The sequence below is a fragment of the Sphingomonas sp. genome, assembly GCF_026460985.1.
GTDB lineage: Bacteria > Pseudomonadota > Alphaproteobacteria > Sphingomonadales > Sphingomonadaceae > Sphingomonas.
Genome location: NZ_JAPKNM010000096.1, coordinates 17,091 through 43,382, shown reverse-complemented (window position 1 = coordinate 43,382; position 26,292 = coordinate 17,091). Strand labels below are relative to the sequence as shown.

Below are 26,292 nucleotides of genomic sequence, written 5' to 3'. Positions count from 1 at the left end.
TCCCCCTCCGTCACGCTGCGCGTGCCACCTCCCCCTGGCGGGGGAGGATTTCAGCTCAACACTCACTTGTTCACCCCGATACGCTGGATTTCCCACTCCAGCTCGACGCCAGACTGCGCCTTCACCTTCGCGCGGACGTCCTCGCCCAGCGCCTCGATGTCGGCCGAGGAAGCATTGCCCAGATTGAGCAGGAAATTGCAGTGTTTTTCGCTGACCTGCGCATCGCCCCGCCGCAATCCGCGGCAACCCGCCGCATCGATCAGCGCCCAGGCCTTGTGCCCTTCCGGATTCTTGAAGGTCGATCCCCCGGTCTTGGAGCGCAGCGGCTGCGATTCCTCGCGCGCGGCGGCTATGCGGTCCATCTCGGTCTGGATGGCGGCCGGATCGCCGGCATGCCCACGGAAAGTCGCGCTCACCACGATCGCGCCGCCGGGAAGCTCGCTGTGCCGATAGGTGTAGCCGAGCTCCGCCAGCGAGAGGGTCTTCCGCTCGCCGGAGCGCAGCACGACCTCGCACTCGACCAGCACGTCGCTGGTCTCGCGGCCATAGGCGCCGCCGTTCATCCGCACGAACCCGCCGACGGTACCCGGGATCGAACGCAGGAACTCGACGCCGCCGATCCCCGCGTCGCGCGCCTTGGACGAAACGAGGATGCCCGACGCGCCGCCGCCGCATTTGAGCGTGGTCGCATCGAGTTGCTCGACCGTCGCGAAAGGCTTGCCCAGCCGCACCACGACGCCCGGCACGCCGCCGTCGCGGACGATCATGTTCGAGCCCAGCCCCAATCCCATCACCGGTACGGCGGGATCGAGCGCGAAGAGGAAAGCGCTGAGATCCTCGACATCCGCCGGCTCGAACAGCCATTCCGCCGCGCCGCCGCTCTTGAACCACACCAAAGGCGCGAGCGGCGCGCCGTGAGTCAGTTTTCCGCGGACAGGAGGAAGCGCGTAGCAGACCTGGCTCATCGAAAGCCCCTCCCCTTCAGGGGAGGGGTTGGGGTGGGGCCTGTCCACGGACCATCGGTCTCGGTGAGACGGCGAGGCCCCACCCCATCAATCGGGTGAAGCAGGCCCCCGGCCTGCTTCAGAAATGCCCGGGGGGCATTTCGACCCGATTGATCCTCCCCTGAAGGGGAGGGGCTAAGAGAGACGCAGACGCTCACTTCCATCCCCACAGCTTCGTCCATTGCTTCCACGCCGCGAGGTTCGCCTCGGCCGCCTTCTGCGCGCGGAGGATCTCGCGCTGCATCTCGACCGCGGTGGAGAACCAGTCGCTCATGCCGCCGCTCCCTGCCGGACCTGCTCGATCGCCGGCGCGAGGCCCGCGGCCCACTTCGTGATGTCGCCCGCGCCGAGGCAGACGACCATGTCGCCCGGCACCACCACTTCGGCGAGGCTGCGCGCCAGCGCATCGGCATCGGCGACTGCGGCGGCCGAGCGGTGCCCGCGCCGGCGGATCCCGTCGACCAGAGCCTCGGAGTCGACGCCCTCGCGCGGCTCCTCACCGGCGGCATAGACCGGCGTCACCAGCACCATGTCGGCGTCGTTGAAGGCCTGGGCGAAGTCGTCCATCAGATTGCCGAGGCGCGAATAGCGGTGCGGCTGGACCACCGCGATCACCCTGCCCTCGGCGCTCTCGCGCGCTGCGGCGAGCACCGCGCGGATCTCAACCGGGTGGTGTCCGTAATCGTCGATCACCGTCACGCCCTGCGTCTCGCCCACCTTGGTGAAGCGCCTTTTGACCCCGCCGAAGCGCGCAAAGCCCTTCTGGATCGTCACGTCGGGGATGCCGAGCTCGAGCGCCACGCCGATCGCGGCGAGCGCGTTCTGGACATTGTGCCGGCCGGGCATCGGCAGTTCGATATTCTCGATCGAGCGGACCGTGCCGTCGCGATTGCGGATGATCGCCTCGAAACGGTTCCCCCCCGAATGCGGCGTGACGTTCACCCCACGCACATCGGCGCTGGCGGCGAAACCATAGGTGATGATCCGGCGATCGCGGACGCGCGGGATGATTGCCTGCACTTCGGGATGGTCGAGGCAAAGCAAAGCTGCGCCATAGAAGGGCACGTTCTCGACGAACTCGACATAGGCGTCCTTGGCGCGGTCGAACGAGCCGTAATGGTCGAGATGCTCGGGATCGATGTTGGTCACTACCGCGATCGTGCCGTCGAGGCGCAGGAAACTGCCGTCGCTCTCGTCGGCCTCGACCACCATCCAGTCGCTGTCGCCCAATCGGGCGTTCGAGCCGTACTGGTTGATGATCCCGCCGTTGATCACCGTCGGATCCACCCCGCCCGCGTCGAGCAAGGCCGCGATCATCGAGGTCGTCGTGGTCTTGCCGTGCGTCCCCGCCACCGCAACGGTGGACTTCAGCCGCATCAGCTCGGCGAGCATCTCGGCGCGGCGCACCACCGGCACGCGGCGCTGGTATGCCGCCTCGACCTCGGGATTGGTGCGCACGATCGCGGTCGAGACCACGACCACCGCCGCGTCGCCGATATTCCCGGCCTTGTGGCCGATCTCGATCGGGATGCCGCGGTCGCGCAGGCCCTGCACGACATAGCCCTCCGCGACGTCCGAGCCCTGCACCTTGTAGCCGAGATTGTGCATCACCTCGGCGATACCCGACATGCCGATACCGCCGATCCCGACGAAATGGATCGTGCCGATATCGGTTGCGACACCCTTCATGCGTGAGCGAGCCTTCCCTGGATGGCCGCGCGGCGCACCTTGATCGGCGCCGTCGGGGCGTGAATCGATTCGACGAGATCGGCGAGGTCGCTCGCCGCATGCGGACGCCCGACGCTCCTGGCACGGGCCGCCGCATTTTCGAGCCCCTGCGTGTCGAGCCCGAGCTTCTGGATCTGCTTGGCGAGCTCGGTCGCGGTGAACGCGCGCTGCGCGATGGTCCGCGCGCCGCCGGCATTGGTGATCTCGCGCGCATTGGCGGTCTGGTGGTCGTCGGTAGCGCTCGGCAGCGGCACGAGGATCGCCGGGCGCCCCGCCGCGGTCAGCTCGGCGATGGTCGAGGCGCCCGCGCGCGCGATGACGATATGCGCCCAGGCCAGCGCCTCGGGCATGTCGGTGATATAGGTCGAGACGTCGGCCGGGATGCCGTGCGCCTGATACTTCGCGCGCACCGCGTCGATATCCTCGATCCGCGCCTGGTGCGTCACCTGCAGCCGGCGGCGGAAATGGACGGGGAGCAACGCCAACCCGTCGGGCACCACTTTGCTCAGCACCGTCGCACCCTGGCTGCCGCCGGTGACGAGCACGCGGAAGATCCCGTCCTCGTCGAGGATGGGGTAAGGTCGTTCGCGCAGCGCGAGCACCGCCTCGCGCACCGGATTGCCGATCAGGTGCGTCTTGCGCGCCCAGCGCGGCTTCATCCGCTCGACCGCGTCATAGGAGGTCGCGATCGCGCTGACCCGGCCCGCGACGAAGCGGTTGACCCGGCCCAGCACCGCATTCTGCTCGTGGATCACCGTCGGCACGCCGGCACGGAACGCCGCGAGGATCGAGGGCAGCGCCGGATAGCCGCCGAAGCCGATCACCGCCGAGGGACGCAGTTCCTTGTAGAGCCGCAGCGCCATCGATCGTCCCGCCATGATACGGCTCGCCGCGCGCAGATAGCCGAGCGGCCCGCCGCCCAGCCGGCCTGCGGGCAGCACATGCGTCTCGATTCCGTCGAACAGGCCCGGGAAGCGCACGCCGCGATCGTCGCTCACCAGCGCGACCTTGTGCCCCCTCTTCGCCAGCTCGGCCGCGAGGGCGGCGGCGGGCACCATATGCCCTCCGGTCCCGCCCGCTGCCAGGACATAGCTGCGCGAATTCGTCATCCCTTGCTCCACCGACCCGTATATGGCGAGCGCTTCAGATACGGGTTTCGGCGCGTGAAGGCGAGCAGCAACCCATAGCCGATCGAAAGCGCGATCATCGACGATCCGCCATAGCTGATGAACGGCAGCGTCATGCCCTTGGACGGCGCGATGCCGGTGTTCACCGCCATGTTGATCAACGCCTGCACGCCGAATTGCGCGGCGAGCCCCGAGGCCGCGAGCAGGCGGAAGGCATCCTCCTCGTCGAGCATCTTCATGAACACCCGGATCACGATCGCGGCATAGAGCACGACGATCACCGCGCACGAGACCAGCCCGAACTCCTCGCCGATCACCGAGAAGATATAGTCGGTATGCGCTTCGGGCAGCTTGAACTTGACCTGGCCGCTGCCTGGCCCCGCGCCGGTGAGCCCGCCCGCGCTCAAGGTCTGGTGCGCCATGTCGACCTGATAGCGGTCGGCCAGCGCGGCCTCCTTCGTCGGGAAGAGGAAGTTGTTGATGCGCGTCCGCGCGGTATCGTAGAACAGATAGGCCGCGACCACGCCCGCCACCGCGGTGCCGAGCAGCCCGCCGATCGCCACGGTCGAGATGCCCGAGAGGGTCAGCAGGATCAGCCAGACGATCCCGAACACCATGGTCTGGCCGAAATCGGGCTGGAGCATCAGCAGCACCGCGATCACCGCGGTCAGCCCGCCGGTGATGAACAGCACCGGCAGCTCGGGATCCTTGGCGCGGAACGACAGCATCCACGCGGTGGCGACGATGAAGAAGGGCTTGAGGAACTCCGAGGGCTGGAGGTCGGCCACGCCGAAATCGATCCAGCGCCGCGCCCCGTTCGCCTCCGATCCGATGAACGGCACCAGCGCGAGCAGCAGCAGGAAGAACGCCGCGCCGAACAAAGCGAAGCGCCGCGCCGCGGTGATCGGCAGCATCGACACGCCGATCAGCACGGGCACGGAGAGGCACACCCACACCAATTGCCGCCAGAAATAATACATCGGCTGCATGATGTGCGTCGCGTCCGAATAGCGCCGCGCGGTGGCGGGAGAAGCGGCGGCGACGGCGACGAGGCCGATCGCGATCAGCAGCATCGCGAGCAGCAGCAGCACGCGGTCGACTTCCCAGAACCACATGCCCGCGCGCGTCGTATTGGCGCGACCGAGCTGCTTGCTCACCCGCCGCCGGACGTCGCCGTTGGGCTTGCCGGTTTCGGCCGCCTCACTCATCCGAGCGCGCTCACTGCGTCGCGGAACGCCTGGCCGCGTGCCTCATAATCCTTGAACTGGTCGAACGAGGCGCAAGCCGGCGAGAGCAGGACGGTCTCGCCCGGCTGCGCCTGCGCCGCGGCGCTCCGCACCGCAGCCTCGAGGGTACCCGAACGCTCGACCGGCATCTCGCCTTCGAGGAGCGACGCGAACAGCTCGCCCGCATCGCCGATCGTGTACGCCTTGACGACATGGCCGAAGCCCGGCCGGCACGCCTCGAGGCTGTCGGTCTTGGCGAGCCCGCCGAGGATCCAGTGGACCTTCGGATAGGCCGAGAGCGCCGGCGTGGTGGAATCGGCATTGGTCGCCTTGCTGTCGTTGACGAACAGCACCCCGTTCCGCGTCGCGACGCGCTCCATCCGGTGCGGCAGGCCGGGGAAGGTTTCTAGCCCGCGGTCGATCGCTTCCTTGTCGATGCCCAACGCCTCGCAGGCCGCGATCGCGGCGAGTGCGTTCTGCGCGTTGTGCGGCCCCTGCAGCGTCGGCCAGCGCGACTGGTCCATGCACACGCCCGGCGCGATCTTGGTCAGGTCCTCGCTGCGGCCCGACAGCGCCACCTGCCGCGCGATGTTCGCCGAGGGCGCATCGCCAATGCCGATCACCGCGGCATGCCCCTTGGACTGCATCGCGAACAGCCGCGCCTTGGACGCGGCATAGCCTTCGAACCCGTCATAGCGGTCGAGATGGTCAGGCGTGATGTTGAGCAGCACCGCTACGTCGCAGTCGAGGCTGAAGCTCAGGTCGATCTGGTAGCTCGACAGCTCGAGCACATAGACGCCGCCCTCGGGGAGCGGATCGCGCCCGAGGATCGGCAGCCCGATATTGCCGCCCGCGAGGCTCGGCAGCCCAGCGGTGCGGGCGATATGATCGATCAGCGCGGTGGTGGTCGACTTGCCGTTGGTCCCGGTAATCCCGACGACCTTGTGCGGCGGAAGTTCGGCCCGGGCCTGGGCGAACAGCTCGATATCGCCGATGACCGGCACGCCCGCGTCGCGCGCCTTGGCGGCGATCGGGTGCTTGTTGAGGGGAACCCCGGGGGAGACGACCACGCCCGCGAAACCGGCGAGATCGATCTCCAGCGGATCGGCAATCTTAAGCCCCTCCCCTTCAGGGGAGGGGTTGGGGGTGGGGCCTGTCAACGGGCGGTCGGCCTGCGGCACTGCCCCACCCCAACCCCTCCCCTGAAGGGGAGGGGCTAGAAGAGCGTCCCGCGCTTCCTCCTTCGCATCCCAAGCCACAACGCCCGCGCCCGACGCTAACAGCGCATCGACCGTCGTCAGCCCCGACCGCGCAAGTCCGAGCACCGCATAGCGTTTGCCGCGCCAGGCGGGACACGTGATCACCGCAGCTTCAGCGTCGAGAGCCCCGCCAGCGCCAGCACGAATGCGATGATCCAGAAGCGGATCACCACCGTCGGCTCCGACCAGCCGAGCTGTTCGAAATGATGGTGGATCGGCGCCATCTTGAAGACGCGCTTGCCGGTGCGCTTGAAGAAGAACACCTGGATGATCACGCTCAGCGCCTCGACGACGAACAGCCCGCCGATGATGCCGAGCACCAGCTCGTGCTGCGACGACACCGCGATCGCGCCGAGCGCGCCGCCGAGCGCCAGGCTGCCGGTATCGCCCATGAACACCGCCGCCGGGGGCGCGTTGAACCACAGGAAGGCGAGCCCCGCGCCGACGATCGCGCCGCAGAAGATCGCCAGGTCGCCCGCGCCCGGCACGTGCGGGATGCCCAGATAGGTCGCGAACACCTTGTTGCCCGCGATGTAGGCGATCAGCATGAACGCCATGCTGGCGATCACCACCGGCATCGTCGCGAGCCCGTCGAGCCCGTCGGTGAGGTTCACCGCATTGCCGAACGCGACGATCGTGAAGGCCGCGAAGGGGATGTAGAACCAGCCGAGATCGGGGTGGATCCAGGCGAAGAAGGGCACGTAGAGCTGCGTGCCCGTCTGCCCGATGATCACCCAGCTGGCGATGCCCGCGATCACGAACTCGCCGAGCAGCCGCACCCTGCCCGATACGCCCGCCGTGCTCGCCTTGCGCACCTTGTCATAGTCGTCGAGGAAGCCGATCGCGCCGAAGCCGAAGGTGACGAACATGCACGCCCAGACCAGCGGGTTGGCGAGGTTCATCCACAGGAACAGCGAGATCATGAGGCTGGTGAGGATCATCAGCCCGCCCATCGTCGGCGTGCCGCGCTTGGCGAGGTGGCTCTGCGGCCCGTCGCTGCGGATCGGCTGCCCCTTGCCCTGGCGGAGGCGCAGCCAGCCGATGAACCTGGGCCCGATGATAAGCCCGAGCAGCAAGGCGGTGGCGACCGCCGCGCCGGTGCGGAACGAGAGATAGCGGAAGAGATTGAGGACGCCGGGGAAGCCCAGCTGTTCCGCGATCCAGTAGAGCATTAGGCCATCGCCCTTTCCGCCAATGCCGCCACGACCGTCGAGAGACGCACGCCGTTCGAGCCTTTCACGAGAACCGCATCGCCCGGCGCCAGCACGGCATTCAGCCGTTCGCGCGCGGTTGCGGCGTCGGGCACATGGACGAATTCCACGCGCCCCTCAAGCGCATTCGCAAGCGCGCCCATCGCCTCGCCGACCAGGATCGCGTGCGAGACGCCGGCGGCCGCGATCGGCTCGGCGAGCCCTGCATGGAACGCGTCCGAATGCGTGCCCAGCTCGCGCATCTCGCCGAGCACGGCGATCTTCCGCCCCGGCTCGTTCGCCAGCACCGCCAGGGTCGCGCGCATCGAGGCGGGGTTGGCGTTGTAGCTCTCGTCGATGATCAGCGCCTCACCGTCCGGCAGTGCCGCCATGAAGCGCGCGCCGCGCCCGGCGAGCCCGCCCATCTCGGCGAGCGCGAGGCCCGCCATTTCGAGGTCGCCCCCCGCCGCGTCGACCGCGGCGATGATGCCCATCGCGTTGGAGACCCAGTGCGCGCCGGGCTGGGCTATGGTGAAGCTCAGTTCGCGTGACCCGAAGCGCGCGGTGACGAAGGTCCCGCCGATCCGCGTCCGCATCATCTCGACCGCGCGGTAATCGGCGCCCTCGCTCATCCCGAAGGTCACCACCCTGGCGGCGTGCGGCGTAGCGGCGGCGATCAGCCGGTCGCGGTGCGGGCTGTCGAACGGCACGATCGCCGTCCCGTCCGGCTCGAGCCCCTCGAAGATCTCGCTTTTGGCGTCGGCGATCGCCTCTTCGCTCGCGAAGAAGCCCATATGCGCCGGTGCGATCGTGGTGACCATCGCGACATGCGGCCGCACCAGCCGGGTGAGCTGCGCGAGCTCGCCCGCATGGTTCATCCCCATCTCGAATACGCCGAAGCGCGCGTCGCGCGGCATGCGGGCGAGGCTCAGCGGCACTCCGGTATGGTTGTTGTAGCTCTTGACCGATCGGTGCGCGCAGCCCGGATTCATGCGATCGAGCGCCGCGAACAGCGCTTCCTTGGTCCCGGTCTTGCCGACCGACCCGGTGACCCCGATCACCTTGCCCTGCATCCGCGCGCGGGCGGCAATGCCGAGCGCGTCGAGCGCCGCAGTCGTGTCGTCGACCCGGACATTGGGATGCGCGATCTCCTCCGACACCACCGCCCCCGCCGCTCCCTGCGCAAAGGCCTGGTCGAGGAAGCGATGCCCGTCGGTCGTCTCGCCCTTCAGCGCCAGGAACAGGTCACCGGGGCCGACTTCGCGGGAGTCGAAGGTGACGCCGGTGGCGTCGAAGGGCGCTGAGGCGGTCCCGCCGGTGGCGGCGGCGATCTCGTCAGAGGTCCAGAGCGGCGAACTCATAAGCCCCTCCCCTTCAGGGGAGGGGTTGGGGTGGGGCAGTGCGGCAGGCGAAAGGTCTCGGTGAGACGGACAGGCCCCACCCCATCAATCGGGTGAAGCAGGCCCCCGGCCTGCTTCAGAAATGCCCGGGGGGCATTTCGACCCGATTGATCCTCCCCTGAAGGGGAGGGGCTTGAAGTAAGAAGATCCCTCACGCCGCGCATTCCCGGGCAACGCTCACATCGTCGAAAGGAAGCACGCTATCGCCGACGATCTGGCCCTGCTCGTGCCCCTTGCCTGCTATCAGCACGATATCCTCGGCTCCGGCCATGGCGACCGCCGCCGCGATCGCCTCGCGCCGCCCGCCGATCTCGGTCGCTTGCGGAGCGCCTTTCAGCACCTCAGCGCGGATCGCCGCCGGATCCTCGGTACGCGGGTTGTCGTCGGTGACGATCACCACGTCGGCGCCCGCCGCCGCGGCCTGCCCCATCGGCTCGCGCTTGCCGGTATCGCGATCCCCGCCCGCGCCGAAGACGAGGATCAGCCGCCCGCTGGTATGCGGCTTCAATGCCGCGATCGCCGCCTCGAGCGCGTCGGGGGTATGCGCATAATCGACATAGACCGGCGCGCCGCTGCGCGTGATCACCGCGCGCTCGAGCCGCCCGCGCACCGGCTGCAGCCGCGCCAGATTGGCAAGCGTGGTCCCCACATCGCCGCCCGTCGCGATCACCAGCCCCGCCGCGGTCAGCGCATTGGCCGCCTGGTACGCGCCGATCAGCGGCAGCATCACCTTGTGCGTCCTGCCCTCGGCCTCGATCGTCAGCCCCTGCCCCAGCAAGGTCGGGTCGCGCCCGACGAGCCTCAGCGTCTCGCCATGCTCGCCCACCGTGATCAGCTTGTTGCCGCGCATCCGCGCGAGTTCCTCCACCCGCATCGCATGCGGATCGTCGGCCCAGACCACCGCGGCGCCGTCCATGTCGAGCACGTCGGCGAAGAGGCGGAGCTTGGCGTGGAAATAGGCCGCCATGTCGCCGTGATAGTCGAGATGGTCGCGGCTCAGATTGGTGAACGCCGCCGCGCGCACCGGCAGCCCCTCGGTGCGATATTGCGACAGGCCGTGGCTCGAGGCCTCGAACGCCACATGGCTGACGCCCTCGCGCGCGAGCCCCGCGACATTGGCGAGGAAGGTCACCACATCGGGCGTGGTCAGCCCGGTCGAGACGGTATCGTCGGACGTGGTCACCCCCAGCGTCCCGATCGACGCCGCATGCTGCCCCGCCATCCGCCACAATTGGCGCGTCATCTCGACGGTGGAGGTCTTGCCGTTGGTGCCCGTCACCGCGACCGCGGTCTCGGGGAAGGGCGCGAAGAACTGCGCCGCCAGCCGGGCGAAGCGCTCGCGCGGGTTGATGTCCGCGATGTGCACCGCCCCCTCGACCACCGCCTCGGGCCGCGCGACGATCGCCACCGCGCCGGCCTTCACCGCCGCCGGGATGAAGTCCTCGCCATTGACCCGCGCGCCCTCGAAGGCGCCGAACACCGTTCCCGGCGCAACCTTGCGGTGATCGATCGCGAATCCGGTGATCGCAGCGGTCTCGTCGCCGCCGGTCAGTACGCCCAGCCTCACCGGGCCGCCTTCTGCGCTTCCGGCCCTTCCCAGATCAGCGGGAGCAGGTCGCTCTCGTCGATGTCGCGGTTGTTGTCGGGGGTCACCCCCAGCAATGCGCCGGTGCGGGTAACCACGCGTCCTACGACGGGCGCGGCAGTCCAGCCCGCGGTCGTGCGCGGCGTGTTGGCATTGGCCTTGGGCGAGTCGAGCATGGCGACCACCACATAGCGTGGCGCGTCGATTGGGAAAGCCGCCGCGAAGGTCGAGACGTTGCGATGCTTGTCGTATCCACCCACCGACGCCGCCTCGGCAGTGCCCGTCTTGCCGGCGACGCGGAAGCCCGGCGCGTCGGCCTTGCGGCCGGTGCCCTTGGTCACGATCAGCCGGAGCAGCTGGCGCATCCGCGCGCTGGTCGATTCCTTCAGCGCGCGCTGCCCGGCAGGAACGTTGTTCGGATCGACCTTGAGCAAGGTGGTCGGCCGCAAGATGCCGCCATTGACCATCACCGCATAGGCATTGGCGAGATGCAGCGGCGTCACCGCGATGCCGTGGCCATAAGCCGTGGTCATCACCGTCAGCCGGCCCCAGAAGTTCGGCCAGAGCGGACGCGCGCCGCCCAGCTCGATATCGGGCCGCCGGTCGAAGCCCAGCCTGCGGAACAGGTCCTGCATCCGCGCCGCGCCCAGTTCGTCGGCGATCCGCGCGGTGGCGATGTTGGACGAAAAGACGAGCGTCTCGGGGATGTTGAGCCAGCGGAACTGCTCGTCGCCCGGATCGTCGTTGATCGAGAAGCGCCCGATGTGCAGCGGCTTGGTCGCGTCGAAGCGTCGCGTCATCGACGTGATCGCGCCCGAATCGATCGCCGCGGCGACCGCGAGCGGCTTGAAGGTGGAGCCGAGCTCGTAGACGCTCTGGGTGACGTTGTTGGGCGGCGCCGCGCCCGGCAGCGCATTGGGATTGAAGCTGGGCAGCGAAGTCATCGCGAGCACTTCGCCGGTGCGCACGTCGAGGATCACTCCCGCCGCGCCGCGCGCCTGCAGGTCGGCCATCGCGCGACCCAGCTCGTTCTCGAGCGCAGCCTGGACGCGCGCGTCGATCGACAGCGCCACCGGAGCGCCGCGCTTGGCCGGATCGCTCAGATGCTTCTCGAGCACCTTCTCCATCCCGGAGACCCCGCGCCCCTGGGCGTCGAGAAAGCCGAGGACGTGCGCGGCCATGTTGGATTGCGGATAGAGCCGGTCAGGCTCGCGCTGGAACTCCATGCCCGGCTCGCCGAGCGCGTTCACCGCGGTCACCAGCTCGGGCATCGCCCGGCGCTTGAGATAGGCGAAGCTGCTGCCCGAACTCAGCAGGGCGTAATAATCGCCGGCGCTCTTGTCGGGGATCAGCTCGGCCAGCCGCTCGGCGAGCGCGGTCTTGTCGCCGATCACCTGGTTGGGGTGCACCGCGATCGACCAGGCCTCGATGCTGCGCGCGAGCGGCGCGCCGTTGCGGTCGACGATGTCGCCGCGCGGCGGGATCAGGGATGCGGCGATGTCGCGCGCGGTGGCGGGCTCGGCCCAGAGCGCGAGCAAGGCGAGCTTGCCGACCACGACCAGCATGCCGAAGCCGAACAGCAGCGACAGCACCATAAGCCGCAGCTGGGCGATGGCGACGAGCGCCTGACGGGCACCGCCCGTACGACCCTGCCGGGCCGGCGGGGCGACGACGACGATCAACGCAGCGCCAATTTCTCGCGCTTCGCCAGCTTCTGCAGATCTTCCATCGTCGACGCGCTCAATACGCCGCGATCCACCGAGGCGATCGCCTGGCGGTCTGCCTTCTTCATCAGCTTGCGAAGCTCCCCATCCTGCTGCGCCACGCTCTTCGTGGCGACAGCGGCTACTTGCGGCGCGCCCTGCACCGGATTGGCGGCGGGCGCCATCGTCGCGGCGGCAGTCTGCGGCGCGGGTGCGCCGGCCGGCATCACCAATGCGGCGACCTGAATGTCGGCGGGCTGCTGGCCGAGGCTGGCCAGCGCGGTCTCGCCCGCCAGATATTGCTGCGGCGCCGGCGCGGCGAGTGCCAGCACCTCGCCGTTCCAGCGCTCGAGCTGGGCGAGGTTGGCGCGCGTGTTGAACTCGGTCTCGAGGCTGCGGATGTCGCGCTGCGCCTGGACGATCGCCAGCCGCGTCGCGTTCAGCTTCGCCTGTTCGGCGGCGCCGTGCGAATTGACGAGATAGCATGCGGGCGCCACGACAGCGCCGCACAGGAACCATCCCAGTCCCTTGAAGCCTCGCACTCCCATCAGCTCACTCCCTCACTGTCCCAAGGCGCCGCGGCCGTCCGACGCGCCACGCGCAGCGTCGCAGACCGGGCGCGCGGGTTACGCGCCACTTCCTCCTCGCCGGGCCGGACGGCCTTGGCGGGAGCCTCGAAACTCGGCGCGGCCCGGGGGCCTGCCATCGGACGATGCCGCGAACCCGCGGGCTCGCTGCCACTGCGCTCGCGCAGGAACCGCTTCACCATGCGGTCCTCGAGCGAGTGGAAGGTGACCACCGCCAGCCGGCCTCCGGGCTTGAGCACGCGCTCGGCCGCAGCGAGACCTTCCGCGAGCTCGTCGAGCTCGCGGTTGAGGTGGATGCGGATCGCCTGAAAGGTCCGGGTGGCCGGGTCCTTCTTGTCGTAGTGTTTATGGTTTAATGATTTTCTAACCACGTTCGCCAGTTCGGAAGTCCGCTTAAGGGGTCGTGCGGAGACGATCGCGCGGGCGACTCGGCGGGACTTCGGCTCCTCGCCAAAGTTAAATAAAACGTTAGCGATCTCTTCTTCGTCGGCGGTGTTGAGCCACTCCTCGGCGGTCATCCCGGACTGGCTCATCCGCATGTCGAGCGGACCGTCGGCCTGGAACGAGAATCCGCGATCGGCCTGGTCGAGCTGCATCGACGAGACGCCGATATCCATCGTCACGCCGTCCACCGGCGTCATCCCGCGCCGCGCCAACTCGCCTTCCATCTGGCTGAACGGCGCCTCGATCAGGATCAGCCGCCCGCCTGCCTTCGCCACCAAGGTTTGGCCGCCCTCGATCGCCTGGGGGTCGCGATCGAAGGCGGCCACCTCGGCACCCCGCTCGAGGATGGCGTTGGTGTAGCCGCCCGCGCCGAACGTCGCGTCGACATGGCGCTCGCCGGGCACGATGGCGAGGCCGTCGACCACTTCGTCGAGCAGCACGGGGATGTGGGGCGCGCTCACAGCTTCACGCCCTTGGATTGGCAGAGATATTCGCAGATCTCGCGCAGGCCCGGATCGGCATTGTCGTCGGCGAGCAGCACTTCGGGGGCCCAGACGTCGAACGTCTCGCCCGATCCGTTGAAGAAGGCCCACTTCCCGATCTTCGCCTTCATGCGGAAGAAGGGCGGGATCACGAAGCGGCCCGAGTCGTCGAAGGGCGCCTTTTCGACCTGGCCGAAGGCGCGGCGCTTGGCGCGGGTGTCGACCTCGGAGCCGCGCTCCTCGGCAAGCGCCTCCTTGCGATCGAGCCGGTCATACTTCTCTTTCGACCAGCTCAGATCGTGCGCGGAGAGGCACGGATCCTCCGGGTGGAGGCCCACGACGATCTGACGAATGTCGGAATTGCGTTCGGCGGCGGCGCGCAGGTCTGCGGGAATGGCGACACGACCCTTCTGGTCCACCGCCTGGAGCGCAAATCCTTCGAAGAGCTCCCTATCCGCCACGCCCAAACCCCTTTTGGGCACGCCTTCCCCGTTTCCGGAATCGCGATTTCCTGCCGCCTCCGGCGCTGTGATCTCACGGTGAAAAGGGTTCGTGCCCCCTTAAGCATCTCCTTTGATCACAAAGTACGCCGGGACACAACGGGTAAAGTGGGGATTTAGGGGGAATTTGCCCCACTTTGCTCCTAAAAATCGCCGTGTTCTACTCAAGATCATAGTATGTTCTATTTACGTTTCTCCAGACGGCCGGATTGCGCTCGGACAGAGGCCTGAACCCGGCAGAGACAAATTTTCTTGAGATATTTCAGATCGTTGGTCTGGAAGTACGGCCCGCGAACCCGCTATTCACCGACGCGCGAAGGTGCAGAACGCGCGCGACTCGTGCGGTCGCGTCCCCGCGCCGCCCGCGTCATCCCGTCAATATCGGTAGGTCAGGGCTGCGCGGTTCCGCCCGCGCCATCGGCCGGGCTCTCGGTGGAAGAGGCGCTCGGCGCCACGCCGAGTTCGGCTAGCGGCTCGTCCTTTTCCTTCTCGGTCGCCAGGTTGACTGGCTCGATGATGATGTTGGCGACCACCGACGCATTGGGGGCGCCCACCGCCGTCACCGGCTCGTCGCGATTGGCCGAGGAAAAGATCGCGGTGGCCAGTCCGATGAGGACAAGCACCATCGCCAGTCCGGTCATGCCGACCCGGACACGCTGCATCGCCTGAGCTGAGTCTTGCGATCCCGACTTCATAAGCTGTGGGATAAAGGTAACGTCTCGTCACAGCCTTGTCGAGGCGCGAAGGTCAGGCGCCGCCGAGCCACTCCGGCACGGGCAGTCCCTTGGTGCGCAGCCACTCGCCATTGTACAGCGTCGAGAGGTAGCGGAACCCGGTGTCGCACAGGATCGTGGCGATGCGCTTGCCCGGCCCCAATTGCTTCGCCAGCCGCACCGCGCCCGCGACGTTGATGCCCGAGGAGAGCCCCAGGCACAGCCCCTCCTCGGCGAGCAGCCGGCGCACCCATTCGAGCCCCTCCTCGTCGGAGATGCGGAACTGGGCGTCGACCGGCGCGCCCTCGAGGTTTCCGGTGATCCGCCCCTGCCCGATCCCTTCGGCGACCGAGCTGCCCTCGGACCGGAGCTCGCCACAGGCATAATAATCGTAGAGCGCCGCGCCGTGCGGATCGCTGAGCGCGATGCAGACCTTCTCGTCCTTGGCCTTGAGCCCCAGCCCCACGCCCGCCAGCGTGCCCCCGGTTCCGACCGAGCAGGTGAAGCCGTCGACCCGCTCCTCCATCTGCGCCCAGATCTCCTCGGCGGTGCCGACGATGTGCGCGCGGCGATTGGCGATATTGTCGAACTGGTTGGCCCAGATCGCGTTGGGCGTCTCCTCGGCGATGCGGCGCGAGGTGTGGACGAAATGCCCGGGGTTCGAATAGGGCGCCGCCGGCACCAGCACCAGCTCAGCGCCCAATGCGCGCAGCGTGTCCATCTTCTCGCGGCTCTGCGTCTCGGGCATCACGATGATCGTGCGGTAGCCCTTGGCGTTGGCGACCAGCGCCAGGCCGATGCCGGTATTGCCCGCGGTTCCCTCGACGATCGTCCCGCCGGGCTGGATCAGCCCGCGCTCCTCGGCGTCCTGGACGATGAACAGCGCCGCCCGGTCCTTCACCGACGCGCCCGGATTGGCGAATTCGCACTTGCCGAAGATGTCGCAACCGGTCGCCTCGCTCGGGCCCTTGAGGCGCACCAGCGGAGTATTGCCGATCAGGCCCAGCGTGTCGGATGTCACATGCATGGCGGCTAGATAGGGGCGTCCTGCCCGCAACCGCAAGCAAGTGAAACTATGTCGCGACGCCCGCGCGCTTCAGATGCGGCCCCAGCCTTCGGCCGAGCCACAGGAAGAACATCCGATAGTCCGAGAAGAGCGACCAGAGCGGATAGGTGAAGGTCGCCGGCCGGTTCTTCTCCACCCCGAAATGCGCCGCCCAGGCGAAGCCGTAGCCCGCCAGCGGAATCAGCAGCCACCACCAGCCGCCCCATGCCAGCGCAAGCGCGAGGAACAGGAAGGTCAGCGCGGTCCCGACATAATGCAGCCGCCGCGTCTCGGGCTTCGCGTGCTCGCGCAGATAGTAGGGCCAGAAATCGGCGTAACGGGTGATCGTGCGCGCCATGGTCGGGAAGCTACACCCGACTTCCCCCTGCTTTCAAGCCATGGTAGAAAGAGTGCGCCTGGAGGTAGAAAAATGGGTGCGCAGCTCAACATCAAGGATGCTGAAACTGTCCGGCTGGCGCGCGAGCTCGCCGACGCCACCGGCCAACCGGTGACCAAGGCGATCCGCCAAGCGCTTGAGCGCGAATTGCAACGGCGCGAGGAAGAAATTCAGGAAACGATTGCGCGGGTGCAGGAGATAAGCCGCGAGTTTCGTGCGCATATGCCCGCCGATTGGCATGGCAAGACCTCGAAAGAGATCATGGACGAAATCTACGACGAGGACGGCCTGCCCAAGTGATCGTCGACACCTCCGCGGTAATGGCGATGCTGCTCGACGAGCCTGAGCAGGCCGCTATCACCCGCGCCTTGCGCACTGCCGCGATACGGCGAATCTCAGCCGGCAGTTGGATCGAGCTTACGGTCGTCCTGACTCGCCGCGCGGACCCCATACTCCGCAAAAAGCTGAGCGAACTGCTCGAATTGTTTCCGTTGGAGATTGCGCCCGTCACCGCAGAACAAGCAGTCATCGGCGAGACTGGCTACCGTACCTTTGGCCAGGCCTCCCGCCACCCCGCCCGCCTCAACTTCGGCGATTGCTTCGCCTACGCCCTCGCCAAGGCGACCGGCGAGCCCTTGCTCTTCAAGGGCGACGACTTCGTCCATACCGACATCACCGCCGCACTGTGAGCGCGCGCAAGCACAGCTTTCCGCCGGTCGTCGACGCGCGCGTGCGGCTGCTCGTCCTGGGCTCGCTGCCCGGCGAGCGCTCCCTGGCGGAGCGGCGCTATTACGCGCATCCGCAGAACCAGTTCTGGCGGCTGATCTCGCCCGCTGCCGGCCGCGACCTGTCTCCCCTCTCCTATGACGAGCGCCTCGCCGCTTTGCTCGCCGCGCATATCGGCCTGTGGGACGTCGTCGCGAGCGCCACGCGCCCGGGCAGCACCGACGCGGCGATACGCGACATCGAGGGGCACGACATCGCGGCGCTCGCCGCCACCCTCCCCCATCTCCGCGCGATCGCGTTCAACGGCGGCACCGCGCTGCGCCACGGCCGCAAGCAGCTCGGCGCCGCGGCTACCCGCTACGAGGTCGTCGCCCTCCCCTCGAGCAGCCCGCTCCACACGATCGGATTCGCGGCGAAGCTGCCCGCGTGGCAGACGCTCGCGGCATGGCTTCCCGAAGCTCCGAACCGCTGATAGGCATGGAGGAAACGGGCGCGAAAACGGGAGGGCACGCCATGTTCGAATATTTCACCGATACTTTGCCGCATTTCCTCGCCTATTTCGGCGCCGCGCTCGGGCTCGCGGTGGCGTTCCTGGCGATCTACGTGCTGATCACACCGCACAAGGAATTCGCCCTGATCCGCGAGGGCAACACCGCGGCGGCGACCCAGCTCACCGGCACCTTCCTCGGCTTCGCGGTGCCCGTGGCGATCGTGATCGGCCATTCGGTGAGCATCCCCGACATGCTGCTCTGGGGCGCGGTCGCGGCCCTGGTCCAGCTCATCGTCTTCTTCGCCATCGCGCGGCTGCTGTTCACGGCGATCTCCAAGCGGATCGCCGACGGCTGCGTCGCCTCGGGCATCTTCGTCGGCGGCACCGGGCTGGGGATCGGCATCCTCCAGGCGGCCTGCATGGTCCCTTGAGCAGCCGGTCGACAGGAGACACGCGATGAAGAAGCAATTGTCCATGACGACGGCGATGGCCGCGGCCCTGCTATCGCTGCCCGGATGCTCGTCCAACGACGACTGGAACGAAGACGTCGTCGCCGATCGCGACACCGCGATCTGCGTCGACAAGGACGGCAACCGCGTCGACGACAGCCAGTGCGGCCAGCGCACCGTCGTCCACAGCGGCGGCGGGAGCGGCGTGGGGACCGCGTTCCTCTGGTATTATCTCGGGCGCAACTCGGCCGTCCCCTATTACGGCGAGTCGATCCGCAACCCCCGCTATGCCGGCCGCGGCTCGTTCGCGCCGGCCGCTGGCGTCAGCTATGCCGCCGCGCCGGCATCGTCGCGGATGACGCGCTCGGCGGCGGTGTCGCGCGGCGGGCTGGGCTCGAGCGGGCGCAGCTTCGGCGGCGGCAGGTCCTGAGCCTGTGGAGCGGCATGCGATCGCGCCGCGCGACGACTGGCAGGGCAAGGTCGAGGCGCAGGGGCTGATCTGGCACAGCCAGGACGGCGAGCCTTATTGGGACGAGCGCGCTTATTATGCGTTCAGCCTCGCCGAGATCGAGAAGATCGAGGCGGCCGCCGAGAGCGTCTACGGCCTGTTCCTCGAGGCGGGCGAGCGGATCGTCGAGGATCCCGAGATCCTCGACCTGTTCGGCATCCCCGAATATTGCCATCGTCCGCTCAAGGCGGCGTGGCGGAACGAGCCGCCCTCGCTCAACTATGGCCGCTTCGACTTCGGCTATACCGGCGAGGGCGAGCCCAAGCTGTTCGAGTTCAACTGCGACACCCCCACTTCGATGCTCGAGGCGGCGGTGGTCCAGTGGGACTGGAAGGAAGCGCTCTTCCCCGAGCTCGACCAGTTCAACAGCCTACACGAGAAACTGCTCGGCCGCTGGGCCGAGATCCGCGCGCGCCTGCCCGACCAGCGCATCTGGTTCACCCACGCCGCCGATCCGTCGCACGAGGACACCATCACCGCCACCTATATGCGCGACCTCGCCGAGCAGGCGGGGCTCGAGACGCTGGCGGTGTTGATCGACGATATCGGCCTCGACGGCCGCGGCCGCATCGTCGACTCCGACGATCAGCTCATCACCGCGATCTTCAAGCTCTATCCCTGGGAGTGGATCGTCAGCGAGCGCTACGGGCAGGACATCGTCCGCCATCTGCCCGAGACCGCGTGGATCGAGCCGATCTGGAAGATGCTGTGGAGCAACAAGGCGGTGCTCCAGGTACTCTGGGCGATGTTCCCCGATCATCCGAACCTGCTCGCCGCGTCGGTGATCCAGGAGAAGATCGGCGCCAGCTACGTCGCCAAGCCCTTTCTCGCGCGCGAGGGCGCCAACATCGAGGTCGTGGCCGACGGCCGGAGCCTGGCGCGCTCGGCGGGCGAGTATCGCCAGGGGCTGACCATGTACCAGGCGCTCTATCCCCTGCGCGATTTCGGCAACGGCTATCCGGTGCTCGGCTGCTGGGTGGTAGACGGCGAGGCCGCGGGGATGGGCATTCGCGAGGACGGGCTGATCACCGGCAACCGCGCCCGTTTCGTTCCGCACGTTATCAGGGGGTGACGATGAACAAGCTTCAGGCAGCGACCGACACGCTCAAGGAACTGGCGCTCGCTTATGCGATCTTGCTGTTGACCTTCACCTTGCTGTTCATGGCGATCGAAGGCCACAGCTTCGCCAACAGCCTCTATTGGGCAGGCACCACCGCCACTTCGACCGGCTATGGCGACATCAGCCCCAAGACCACTGCCGGCGAGATGCTGGCGCTGGCGCTGATGCACCTCTCGATCTTCGGCATCGCGCCGCTGATCGTCGTGCGGCTGATCGAACGCATCAACCAGGACCGCGACGCCTTCACCCACGAGGAGCAGGTGCGGATCCTGGAGTCGCTCGCGCGGCTCGAGGAATCGGTGGCGCGACTGGAGGCGGCGCGAGGGGCCGACTCTCCCGGGCGCGCCGTCGAGGGGTGAACACGCCTCCCCGTTCCAGGTTGGGAGTAGGGTGGCTCCACCAACTCCGTTCGCCCTGAGCTTGTCGAAGGGCCGTTCTTCTCTTGCCTCGGTAGAGAAAGAAGGACGGTGCTTCGACAAGCTCAGCACGAACGGGTGCCCAAGCTCACCTCCAACATGCCCTACTTCCCCGTCGAAGGCGTCGGCGAGGCTTTCTTCACCCGCTCCGCCCAGTCATACGCGCCCGGTCCCGCACAGCCCTTCAGGACGCGCCCGCCGATCCGCGCCTCGGCGGTCAGCGGCAATTGCGCCTTGCCTGCCGTGCAGGCCTTGGCCGTCAGCGTGATCGTCACCGGCTCGGCATGCGGCGTCTGCGTCTCGAAGCTTGCGGTCTCGCCCGCGAGCTTGGGCGAGACGGGATAGAGGTCCACCGGCGCCGCATCGGCCTTGTCGGTGAAGGTGATCGTCCCCGGCGCGATGTGGATCGCCCAATAGGGCCCGGTCCCCGAAGCGCGCAGCGGCTTGTCGAGGTCCAGGCCGCCGAGCATCGGTCCCGGCGTGGGCGTCGGCGTCGGCGCGGCGCTGTTGTTCGCCAGCTCTTCGTCGCCGCCGCACCCGGCGAGCGCCAGCGCCAGTCCCGCAATCACCAGTCGCCGCATCCTGCCCTCCATCGCCCCGTCCTGCGAACCCGGCCCGCGCGGGTCAAGCCCGTTTCCTAGTTGGAAATGTTCTGCTATTGTTCCAGGCGTGAGTCTCGCCGCTTCCGCTCCGATCCCGAGCGCCGCTTCGCGCCACGCAAGGATCGATCGCGCGGTTGAAACTTTTGTTCACGATTCGCGGGAAAAATGCGAAGTTACGGCCGGCATTTCCAACATGCTGGCCTTCCCGCCCCGGCCGCTGCGCTGGCTGTTCCTCGATCTCAACAGCTATTTCGCCAGCGTCGAGCAGCAGCTGGACCCGGCGCTGCGCGGCAAGCCGGTGATCGTCGCGCCCGTGGATGCCGACACCACCGTCGCGATCGCCGCCTCGGTCGAGGCCAAAAGCTACGGCATCTCCACCGGCACGCCGGTCTGGGAGGCGAAGCGCAAGTGCCGCGACCTATTGATCGCGCCCGCACGGCACGAGAAATATGTCGAGTTCCACGAGGCGATCCTAGCCGAGATCTGGAAGCACATCCCCGTCACGCACGTCTGCTCGATCGACGAGGTTGCCTGCCGGCTGCTCGACAACGAGAATTCGCCCGAAGCGGCGGTCGCGCTGGCGAAGCGGATCAAGGCGGGCATCCGCGCGCATGTCGGCGGATGCCTGACCAGCTCGGTCGGCATCGCCCCCAACCGCCTGCTCGCCAAGCTCGCCTCCGACATGCAGAAGCCCGACGGGCTGGTAGTGCTCACCGCGGACCAGCTTCCGCACCGGCTGTACGACCTCCGGCTGCGCGAGATCGCGGGGATCGGCGCCAAGATGGAGCGGCGGCTCGCGCGCGACGGCATCCTCGACATCCGCCAACTCTGCGAGCGCCGCCCGCGCGACGCGGGGACCGCCTGGGGCGGCACCAATGGCGATCGGCTCTGGTATCTGCTCCACGGCGTCGAACTGCCGGAGAAGCCGACCCAGAGCCGCACGATCGGCCACAGCCACGTCCTGTCGCCCAGCAAGCGCGGGCTCGAACCGACCCGCCTCACCGCGCGCCGCCTCGCGCTCAAGGCGGCGAGCCGGCTGCGGCGGAAGGGCTATCGCAGCCGGCTGCTCGTGCTCCACGGCAAGTTCGAGGACGACAAGTCCAATTGGCGCGCCGCGATCAAATTGCCGAACACGCAGGACAGCTTCGTCATCCTCTCGGCGCTCGATTCGCTCTTTCCCCGCCTGGCGGCCGCGGGGCGCGAACGCCTCGGCGGCTTTCGCCTGCGCATGGTGGGGGTGACGCTCTGCGAGATCGAGGGGGTCGAGGGCGAGCAGGGCTCGCTCTTCGCCGCGCTGGATCCCGACGATCCGCTGGCGCGCGAGACGCGGACATTATCGCTCAGCCGCGCGATGGACCGGATCAACGAGAAGTTCGGCCGCCACGCGGTGAGCGTCGGCCCGCTGAACGGCGGCCGTATCGACGCAGTGGGCACCAAGATCGCCTTCGGGAGAATCCCGGATCTGGACGAGTTCCACGAATGAAAGTCACACGGCTGAAACAAAGTGTCTGTTATGTTGCGGCGCACAACGATAATGTAATCATGTATCACGAATCGCTTGACGATTCTTGCTGCTTGATCGAAAGCGAACCCCGCTATGAAGAACCCCTCCCTTATTGCCGCCGCTGCCGTTGCGCTCCTGTCGCTAGCCGCATGCAACAACAACGCTCCGGAAGAAGTGAGCAGCACCGCGCCCGATCCCATGGCGTCGCAGCTCGCCAACGCCGCGCCTGTCGAGCTTCCGCCCGCGATCTCCGAGAGCGTTACGCTGCGCTGCGGCGACAACAGCCTCGTCTATGTCGACTTCTTCCAGGGCAACAAGCAGGTCCAGCTCAAGACCGAGAAGGGCGGCCCCGCCACGATGCTCAAGGCGGCCGAAGCCGGCCAGCCCTTCGAGGCCGCGGGCGGTTTCAAGCTCACCGGCACGCCGAAGAACGTCAGCGTCACCCTGCCCGGCAAGCCGGCCAAGACCTGCCACGCCTGAGGCACAAGTCGAATTGTGGTTTTCCAAGGGCCGGCGGGGCTTCCCCGCCGGCCCTTTTTCATGCCAGCCTCACGGCGCAAGGGAGGGACTCGCTTGGCGACGATCGCGGTCTACAGCCTGAAGGGCGGCGTCGGTAAGACGACGCTGGCGGTCAACCTCGCCTGGGCGGCGGCGACGCTCTCCTCGCGGCGCACCTTGCTGTGGGACCTCGATCCCCAGGCCGCTTCCACCTTCCTCCTCGCCGGCGAGACGGGTGGACGGGGCCAGGCGCAGGCGATCTTCACCCGCGACGTCGCGCCGGCGAAGCTGACGCGGCACACCGCGATCGACCGGCTCGACCTGATCGCGGCCGACACGTCGCTCCGCGCGCTCGACCGGACCTTCCACGAGCTCGACAAGAAGAAGCGCCTCGCCAAGCTGCTCGGCGCGCTGGCGGATTCCTATGACCGCGTGCTGCTCGATTGCGCGCCCGGCCTGTCCGAGACGAGCGAGCAGGTGATGCGCGCCGCCGATCTGATCGTGGTGCCGGTGATCCCCTCGCCGCTCGCCACGCGTGCCTTCGCCGAGGTCGAGAGCCACCTCGCCGAGCGCGGGGGCAAGGTGGCGCTGATGCCCGTCCATTCGATGGTCGACCGGCGCCGAAAGCTCCATGCCGAGGCGCTGGCCGCGCAGCCCGACTGGCCGGTGATCCCGATGGCGAGCATCATCGAGACGATGACGGTGCGACGCGCGCCGCTCGCCGCCTTCGCGCCGCGGAGCCCCGGCGCGCAGGCATTCGCGGAATTATGGCAGGCGATCGAACGCCGGCTGGCCTCGAAGCGTTGAGACGGGGATGACCCATCGCCTGCCGCCCCAATTGGACCTCGAGCCGGATCTGGTACTTCGCGCCTATGCGATGGGCGTCTTCCCGATGGCCGATCACCGCCTCGCCTCCAGCGTCTATTGGGTCGAGCCCAAGTTGCGCGGCATCCTGCCGCTCGACCGCTTCCACCTCTCGCGCTCGCTCCGGAAGACGATCCTCGCCGATCGTTTCCGCGTCACCGTCGACACGGCGTTCGATCGCGTCATCCGGCTCTGCGCCGAATCGGCGACGGACCGTCCGGATACCTGGATCAACGGTCCGATCGAGCGCGTCTTCACCGAGCTCCATCGCCGCGGCTTCGCGCATTCGATCGAATGCTGGGACGGCGACCGCCTCGCCGGGGGGCTCTACGGACTCGCGCTCGGCCGGGCCTTTTTCGGCGAATCGATGGTCACGCGCGTCCGCGACGCCTCGAAGGTCGCCTTCGCGCATCTGGTCGCGCGGCTGAGGGCGGGCGGATTCACCTTGCTCGACTGCCAGTTCCAGACCGAGCATCTCGCCACGCTCGGCGCGGTCGAGGTGCCGCGCGACGATTATGTCGCGTTGCTGGGGGCCGCGCTCGGCGATTCGGCGGCGGGGCTCTCTTCGGGCGCGCCCTCGGTCGACGGCGACTTCTTCGCGCTCGACGCGTTGCCCGAGCCGCCGGCGGTGGGTGCGGGCACGGTATCGGGGCCGCTGTCGCGGAAGGTCATCGCGCAGCTCTTGGGCCAGACGTCGTAGATCGGGTGCTGGACGACGTTGAGCGCCGGCCGTTCCTTGTAGAGCCAGCCCGAGAAGACCCGGCGCCAGCTCTTGTCGAGCTGCTCGACATCGACCTGGACGAAGGCGCCGGTGAGCTGGTCGGCCTCCCAGGGTGCGGTCTTGTCGCAGGCGCGCAGCCGGACGATGACGTCGCCGATCCGCGCAGCCTGGCCGGGCCGGAGCTTGAACTCGCGCGCCTGGCCGTTGCGCTTGTTGAGCAGGCCGAGCACCGCCTCGCGCTCGTTCATCGGCGTGGCCGCGGCGCCCAGCACGCTGGTGTCGGGCCCGACCGCCACCACCTCCGCACCGCCCGCGGCATTGCCCGGGCCGGTGGTGATGACCAGGTCGTCGGCGGCATTGTTGCCGGCCTCCTCGCCACCCTTGCACGCGCCGAGACCGAGCAGCAGCCCGGCGGCCGCCGCGACTGCGGCGCCACGCCTCATGCGTCGGGGGTCCAGGCCTCGTAGTCGCCGGTCGAGCGCGCGCGCTGGCCGCCCGCCTCGAGCGCGCCGGACGGCCGATAGGCCAGCCGTGTGCCCGTCTGGTTGGGCTCGGCCGTCTTCTCCCATGCCCGCGGCGCCGGCAGCGCCTGATCGGGCGCGGCGTCGATCTGGTGGTGGAGCCAGCTGAACCATTCCGGCGGCACGCGGCTCGCATCGTTCGAACCGCTGTAGATCACCCAGCGGCGGGTGAGCCCGTTGGGATCCTTGCCGCCCTGCCAATAGACGTTGCCCAGCGCATCCTCGCCCACCTTGGTCTTGCCGCGAAGGCCGACCCAGGTGCCGAAGGTGGCGCCGTTCCACCAGGTGAAGGGATTGCGATTCAGGCTCATGCGCGCCGATTAGCCCCAGGGGCGGACGGAGGCAATCGAATCCGCCATCGCGGATGCGGGTCCGGTCACTTGCCCTGGCCGGCCCAGCGCACCTTGTCGCCCGGCGCAATCCCCAGCTCGGCCGACTTGCCGCCCAGTATCTCCAGCACCGCGCGCACCGGCTCGCCCGATCGCGAAGGCTCCTCCGAATAGGGAATGGTGTTCTCGGCGATCGACGCGATGGTGCCGTCGGGGCGGATGAAGATGATGTCGAGCGGGGTCGGCGTGTTCTTCATCCAGAAGCTGGCTTCGCGCGGCGCGGCGCCGCCCGCGGGATAGGGTGCGAAGAGCATGCCGCCGTCCGCCGGAATATTGGTGCGGAACATCAGGCCCCGCTCCTGCTCGGCGGCGGTGCGCGCGACCTCGACGTTGAACGCCTTCGGCCCGTTCCTGGTCTCTACCGTGACGACGACCTTGGCCGCGCCACTCTGCTCGGTCGCGGCGTTGGCGCCGGTATCTCCCTGGCACGCAGTGGACACGAGCAACGTCGCTGCGGCGAACGCCGCCCGTAATCCAGATCTGCGAATCATCGCCTCAGCCGGTCCTCTCGACCGCCACTGCCAGCGGTCCCTTGTCGCCTGCGACGATGCGTGCGCTGAGGGACTGGCCGGGTTCGACTTCCTCGATCTCGGCGCGGCGCAACGTCTCCATATGGACGAATATATCCGCCGAGTCCGTGCCGCGCACCAGAAATCCGTAGCCCTTGAGGCGATTGAACCATTTGACCGTGACGGGCTCGAACGGGCCGGCCTCGTCGATCAGCTTGATCCGGTCGGCACGCTCGGGCTGCCGCTTCGGCGCCTCGACCGCCTCGCTCAGGTCGATCGAGCGGATTTCCTTGGCCTGAAGCCCGCGTTGTCGATGCACCGCGAGGCATTCGACCCGCGCGCCTTCGGGTAGGCTCCGCCTGCCGTGCTCCTGCAGCACGGAGAAGTGAATCAATATGTCGCCAGCCGCGGCGTCATCGGCAACGAGGAACCCAAACCCCCGGGTAACATCGAACCATTTGACGACACCGCTAAAAACCTGGCCTTCCGACGCCGTTTCCGCCACGAAACCCTCTTCCCCCGGCGGCGCGACCGTTTCGTCGCGAGGCGCAAGCTGTTGCTCAGCACGCATTTCTAGTCCCCCAA

30 protein-coding genes and 1 pseudogene are annotated in these 26,292 nt (G+C 68.0%); 11 read left to right on the top strand and 20 right to left on the bottom strand.

The window, feature by feature from the left end; translation table 11 throughout:
- Nucleotides 1-62: 62 nt before the first annotated feature.
- From murB to MT490_RS15835, 15 genes are all read right to left on the bottom strand, one after another.
- Complete coding sequence (murB, locus tag MT490_RS15905; protein WP_297389848.1) at nt 63-965, bottom strand: UDP-N-acetylmuramate dehydrogenase; 903 nt, start codon at nt 963-965, stop codon at nt 63-65.
- Nucleotides 966-1,274: 309 nt separating this feature from the next.
- On the bottom strand, nt 1,275-2,693 hold the full coding sequence (gene murC, locus MT490_RS15900) for a UDP-N-acetylmuramate--L-alanine ligase (RefSeq protein WP_297389846.1): 1,419 nt from the start codon (nt 2,691-2,693) through the stop codon (nt 1,275-1,277).
- Nucleotides 2,690-3,841: an undecaprenyldiphospho-muramoylpentapeptide beta-N-acetylglucosaminyltransferase gene (murG, locus tag MT490_RS15895; RefSeq protein WP_297389843.1), complete on the bottom strand. Its 1,152-nt coding sequence runs from the start codon at nt 3,839-3,841 to the stop codon at nt 2,690-2,692. The genes murC and murG overlap by 4 nt, the downstream gene beginning before the upstream one ends.
- Nucleotides 3,838-5,067, bottom strand: coding sequence for a putative peptidoglycan glycosyltransferase FtsW (locus MT490_RS15890; protein ID WP_297389840.1), 1,230 nt, complete (start codon nt 5,065-5,067; stop codon nt 3,838-3,840). The genes murG and MT490_RS15890 overlap by 4 nt, the downstream gene beginning before the upstream one ends.
- Nucleotides 5,064-6,245, bottom strand: a complete 1,182-nt coding sequence (gene murD, locus MT490_RS15885) for a UDP-N-acetylmuramoyl-L-alanine--D-glutamate ligase (RefSeq protein WP_297389837.1) — start codon at nt 6,243-6,245, stop codon at nt 5,064-5,066. The genes MT490_RS15890 and murD overlap by 4 nt, the downstream gene beginning before the upstream one ends.
- A gap of 200 nt (nt 6,246-6,445) precedes the next feature.
- Complete coding sequence (mraY, locus tag MT490_RS15880) at nt 6,446-7,516, bottom strand: phospho-N-acetylmuramoyl-pentapeptide-transferase (RefSeq protein WP_297389834.1); 1,071 nt, start codon at nt 7,514-7,516, stop codon at nt 6,446-6,448.
- Nucleotides 7,516-8,895, bottom strand: coding sequence for a UDP-N-acetylmuramoyl-tripeptide--D-alanyl-D-alanine ligase (gene murF, locus MT490_RS15875; protein ID WP_297389831.1), 1,380 nt, complete (start codon nt 8,893-8,895; stop codon nt 7,516-7,518). The genes mraY and murF overlap by 1 nt, the downstream gene beginning before the upstream one ends.
- A 190-nt stretch (nt 8,896-9,085) precedes the next feature.
- Complete coding sequence (locus MT490_RS15870; protein ID WP_297389828.1) at nt 9,086-10,501, bottom strand: UDP-N-acetylmuramoyl-L-alanyl-D-glutamate--2,6-diaminopimelate ligase; 1,416 nt, start codon at nt 10,499-10,501, stop codon at nt 9,086-9,088.
- Complete coding sequence (locus MT490_RS15865) at nt 10,498-12,201, bottom strand: penicillin-binding protein 2 (protein ID WP_297389825.1); 1,704 nt, start codon at nt 12,199-12,201, stop codon at nt 10,498-10,500. The genes MT490_RS15870 and MT490_RS15865 overlap by 4 nt, the downstream gene beginning before the upstream one ends.
- The gene (locus tag MT490_RS15860; protein WP_297389823.1) at nt 12,198-12,770 is read right to left on the bottom strand and encodes a hypothetical protein; all 573 of its coding nucleotides are present in this window, start codon (nt 12,768-12,770) and stop codon (nt 12,198-12,200) included. The genes MT490_RS15865 and MT490_RS15860 overlap by 4 nt, the downstream gene beginning before the upstream one ends.
- On the bottom strand, nt 12,770-13,714 hold the full coding sequence (gene rsmH / locus MT490_RS15855; protein WP_297389819.1) for a 16S rRNA (cytosine(1402)-N(4))-methyltransferase RsmH: 945 nt from the start codon (nt 13,712-13,714) through the stop codon (nt 12,770-12,772). The genes MT490_RS15860 and rsmH overlap by 1 nt, the downstream gene beginning before the upstream one ends.
- Nucleotides 13,711-14,196, bottom strand: a complete 486-nt coding sequence (locus tag MT490_RS15850; protein ID WP_297389817.1) for a division/cell wall cluster transcriptional repressor MraZ — start codon at nt 14,194-14,196, stop codon at nt 13,711-13,713. The genes rsmH and MT490_RS15850 overlap by 4 nt, the downstream gene beginning before the upstream one ends.
- Nucleotides 14,197-14,624: 428 nt before the next feature.
- On the bottom strand, nt 14,625-14,897 hold the full coding sequence (locus MT490_RS15845; protein ID WP_297389814.1) for a hypothetical protein: 273 nt from the start codon (nt 14,895-14,897) through the stop codon (nt 14,625-14,627).
- An 85-nt stretch (nt 14,898-14,982) separates the two neighbouring features.
- Complete coding sequence (locus tag MT490_RS15840) at nt 14,983-15,975, bottom strand: cysteine synthase A (protein ID WP_297389811.1); 993 nt, start codon at nt 15,973-15,975, stop codon at nt 14,983-14,985.
- A gap of 46 nt (nt 15,976-16,021) precedes the next feature.
- Nucleotides 16,022-16,351 (bottom strand): DUF962 domain-containing protein, encoded by a 330-nt coding sequence (locus tag MT490_RS15835; protein WP_297389808.1) that lies wholly within the window; start codon nt 16,349-16,351, stop codon nt 16,022-16,024.
- A gap of 72 nt (nt 16,352-16,423) precedes the next feature.
- Here MT490_RS15835 and MT490_RS15830 point away from each other — a divergent pair, with 72 nt between their 5' ends.
- From MT490_RS15830 to MT490_RS15800, 7 genes are read left to right on the top strand one after another with little or no spacing between them, the layout of a single operon-like run.
- Complete coding sequence (locus tag MT490_RS15830) at nt 16,424-16,690, top strand: type II toxin-antitoxin system VapB family antitoxin (protein WP_297389805.1); 267 nt, start codon at nt 16,424-16,426, stop codon at nt 16,688-16,690.
- Nucleotides 16,687-17,079, top strand: a complete 393-nt coding sequence (locus MT490_RS15825; RefSeq protein WP_297389802.1) for a type II toxin-antitoxin system VapC family toxin — start codon at nt 16,687-16,689, stop codon at nt 17,077-17,079. Before MT490_RS15830 ends, MT490_RS15825 begins: the two co-directional genes overlap by 4 nt.
- Nucleotides 17,076-17,588 (top strand): DNA-deoxyinosine glycosylase, encoded by a 513-nt coding sequence (locus MT490_RS15820; RefSeq protein WP_297389799.1) that lies wholly within the window; start codon nt 17,076-17,078, stop codon nt 17,586-17,588. Before MT490_RS15825 ends, MT490_RS15820 begins: the two co-directional genes overlap by 4 nt.
- 41 nt (nt 17,589-17,629) lie before the next feature.
- Nucleotides 17,630-18,037 (top strand): DUF350 domain-containing protein, encoded by a 408-nt coding sequence (locus MT490_RS15815; RefSeq protein ID WP_297389796.1) that lies wholly within the window; start codon nt 17,630-17,632, stop codon nt 18,035-18,037.
- A gap of 25 nt (nt 18,038-18,062) precedes the next feature.
- Nucleotides 18,063-18,485 carry a hypothetical protein gene (locus MT490_RS15810; protein ID WP_297389795.1) on the top strand — a complete coding sequence of 141 codons (423 nt, stop codon included), beginning with the start codon at nt 18,063-18,065 and terminating at the stop codon, nt 18,483-18,485.
- Nucleotides 18,486-18,489: 4 nt separating this feature from the next.
- Nucleotides 18,490-19,635, top strand: coding sequence for a glutathionylspermidine synthase family protein (locus MT490_RS15805; RefSeq protein WP_297389792.1), 1,146 nt, complete (start codon nt 18,490-18,492; stop codon nt 19,633-19,635).
- Nucleotides 19,636-19,637: 2 nt separating this feature from the next.
- A complete protein-coding gene (locus MT490_RS15800) occupies nt 19,638-20,042 on the top strand; it encodes a potassium channel family protein (RefSeq protein ID WP_297389789.1) in 405 nt (134 codons plus the stop codon).
- A gap of 161 nt (nt 20,043-20,203) precedes the next feature.
- Here the strand turns inward: MT490_RS15800 and MT490_RS15795 are convergent, their stop codons facing one another.
- Entirely contained in the window at nt 20,204-20,692 is a 489-nt protein-coding gene (locus MT490_RS15795) for a hypothetical protein (protein ID WP_297389787.1), read from the bottom strand.
- A gap of 202 nt (nt 20,693-20,894) precedes the next feature.
- Here MT490_RS15795 and MT490_RS15790 point away from each other — a divergent pair, with 202 nt between their 5' ends.
- From MT490_RS15790 to aat, 4 genes are all read left to right on the top strand, one after another.
- Nucleotides 20,895-22,184, top strand: a complete 1,290-nt coding sequence (locus MT490_RS15790) for a type VI secretion protein ImpB (protein WP_297389784.1) — start codon at nt 20,895-20,897, stop codon at nt 22,182-22,184.
- 114 nt (nt 22,185-22,298) lie between these two features.
- Nucleotides 22,299-22,685 (top strand): hypothetical protein, encoded by a 387-nt coding sequence (locus tag MT490_RS15785; RefSeq protein ID WP_297389782.1) that lies wholly within the window; start codon nt 22,299-22,301, stop codon nt 22,683-22,685.
- Nucleotides 22,686-22,778: 93 nt separating this feature from the next.
- Complete coding sequence (locus tag MT490_RS15780; RefSeq protein ID WP_297389779.1) at nt 22,779-23,510, top strand: ParA family protein; 732 nt, start codon at nt 22,779-22,781, stop codon at nt 23,508-23,510.
- A 7-nt stretch (nt 23,511-23,517) separates the two neighbouring features.
- The gene (gene aat / locus MT490_RS15775; RefSeq protein WP_297389776.1) at nt 23,518-24,267 is read left to right on the top strand and encodes a leucyl/phenylalanyl-tRNA--protein transferase; all 750 of its coding nucleotides are present in this window, start codon (nt 23,518-23,520) and stop codon (nt 24,265-24,267) included.
- Nucleotides 24,268-24,302: 35 nt separating this feature from the next.
- Here the strand turns inward: aat and MT490_RS15770 are convergent.
- The 4 genes and pseudogenes from MT490_RS15770 to MT490_RS15755 all read right to left on the bottom strand — a co-directional run.
- A pseudogene (locus MT490_RS15770) lies at nt 24,303-24,536 on the bottom strand (DUF2155 domain-containing protein); the annotation flags it as partial.
- A gap of 191 nt (nt 24,537-24,727) precedes the next feature.
- On the bottom strand, nt 24,728-25,120 hold the full coding sequence (locus tag MT490_RS15765; RefSeq protein ID WP_297389774.1) for an NADH:ubiquinone oxidoreductase subunit NDUFA12: 393 nt from the start codon (nt 25,118-25,120) through the stop codon (nt 24,728-24,730).
- Nucleotides 25,121-25,185: 65 nt separating this feature from the next.
- Nucleotides 25,186-25,689, bottom strand: a complete 504-nt coding sequence (locus MT490_RS15760) for a DUF192 domain-containing protein (RefSeq protein ID WP_297389770.1) — start codon at nt 25,687-25,689, stop codon at nt 25,186-25,188.
- Nucleotides 25,690-25,693: 4 nt separating this feature from the next.
- Entirely contained in the window at nt 25,694-26,278 is a 585-nt protein-coding gene (locus tag MT490_RS15755; protein ID WP_297389767.1) for a cold shock protein, read from the bottom strand.
- Nucleotides 26,279-26,292: the final 14 nt, after the last annotated feature.